The organism is Planktothrix serta PCC 8927 (genome assembly GCF_900010725.2).
Lineage (GTDB): Bacteria > Cyanobacteriota > Cyanobacteriia > Cyanobacteriales > Microcoleaceae > Planktothrix > Planktothrix serta.
The window spans coordinates 1-778 of the sequence record NZ_LR734969.1 but is presented as its reverse complement, the minus strand read 5'-3'; the positions used below and the strand labels follow the sequence as shown (position 1 = coordinate 778).

Annotated in this window: 1 protein-coding gene and 1 pseudogene; one reads left to right on the top strand and one right to left on the bottom strand. The window is 37.8% G+C overall.

Features of this window, described 5'->3' with window-relative positions; translation table 11 throughout:
• Window positions 1–77: 77 nt before the first annotated feature.
• Window positions 78–488: an IS200/IS605 family transposase gene (gene tnpA / locus PL8927_RS27850; protein WP_083618782.1), complete on the bottom strand. Its 411-nt coding sequence runs from the start codon at window positions 486–488 to the stop codon at window positions 78–80.
• Between the two features lie 92 nt (window positions 489–580).
• Here tnpA and PL8927_RS27845 point away from each other — a divergent pair.
• A pseudogene (locus PL8927_RS27845) lies at window positions 581–778 on the top strand (hypothetical protein); the annotation flags it as partial.

Genomic DNA, 778 nt, shown 5'->3' with positions numbered 1-778 from the left:
TTATTATTGACGCAGCCGAAAACCATGCAGCTTTAGCTCATGGATGAAGGCAAGCAGCGCTTTTAAGCGCCTGTGTGTTAATGCGTATTGTGATGAGGATCGTTAATATATTCCATAATAACTTTAGAGCTAACACTACCAGCAGTAGTATGAAAATATGAGCGAGTCCATAGACTAGGAAGTTTTAACAAATGAGGAAATTCTCTTCTTAAATAACGTGATGATCTCCCTTTAAAAGCTTGCACAATCTGACTAATGGCGTAATCAGGTTGATGGCAGATAAACAAGTGAATATGATCAGGAGCTATTTCTAATGCTTTAATTTCCCATTCTTTCTCAATTGCCAATTCATAAAATATCTCCCGACAGCGTGTTGCTACATCTCCAATTAGCACACGCTTTCTTCTTTTTGGAATCCAGACGATATGAACACAAGCCAATCCGACTGAATGGTTGTAATGCTTGTAATCTATAGCCTTTAGCTTCATTTTTGGTTGTTTCCTTGTTTTAATCGACAAAATCAGTTTACTGTGTTAAGGTTGATAGTAGCAAGCAAACAACCCATTGAGAGGTCGAATCAATGATAGTTCTCGAATACAAAGTTAAAGCAAAGCCCCATCAGTGCAGAGCGATTGATGAAGCGATTAAAACGGTACAGTTCATCAGAAACAAGTCAATTCGTTACTGGATGGACGCACCTAAAGATACCAAAATTGATCGATTTGCTTTAAATAAGTATTCTACAGAACTTCGTTCGGAGTTCACTTTTGTCAAAGAC

What these genes read in the sequence shown, in the direction of transcription:
- tnpA (WP_083618782.1), bottom strand. Translation starts at nt 488, where the DNA reads ATGAAGCTAAAGGCTATAGATTACAAGCATTACAACCATTCAGTCGGA.